We start from the raw sequence: 393 nt of genomic DNA on the forward strand, positions 1-393 counted from the left end.
AAAGTTATCTGAAAATGCTTATAAAGTTACCCCTTCACGTTTAGAAATTATGGCTCCACCAAAGAATCCTTTTACATTACAATTGGTCACGGAACTGAATCCTGAAAGCCACAGTCAACTCATGGGGCTTTATCTTTCAAATGGTGTCTATTGTACACAATGCGAAGCAGAAGGTTTCCGTCGTATTACTTATTTTTATGATCGACCAGATATTCTTTCTACCTATACGGTAAAAATTGAAGCGGATTCTCAAACAATTCCTATCTTACTTTCCAATGGCAATCTCATCGAGACAGGAGCGCTTGAAAATAATCGCCATCTTGCTCTTTGGGAAGATCCTTATCCAAAACCATCCTATCTCTTTGCTTTAGTTGGTGGTAATCTTGATAAGCT

General features: G+C 37.9%; 1 pseudogene. It reads left to right on the plus strand.

The annotated features are described in order from the left end of the window. Positions 1-393, plus strand: a pseudogene (gene pepN, locus J7R10_RS09400) (aminopeptidase N); the annotation flags it as partial.

It is taken from the genome of Bartonella vinsonii subsp. berkhoffii ATCC 51672 (assembly GCF_902825225.1).
Taxonomy (GTDB): Bacteria; Pseudomonadota; Alphaproteobacteria; order Rhizobiales; family Rhizobiaceae; genus Bartonella; species Bartonella berkhoffii.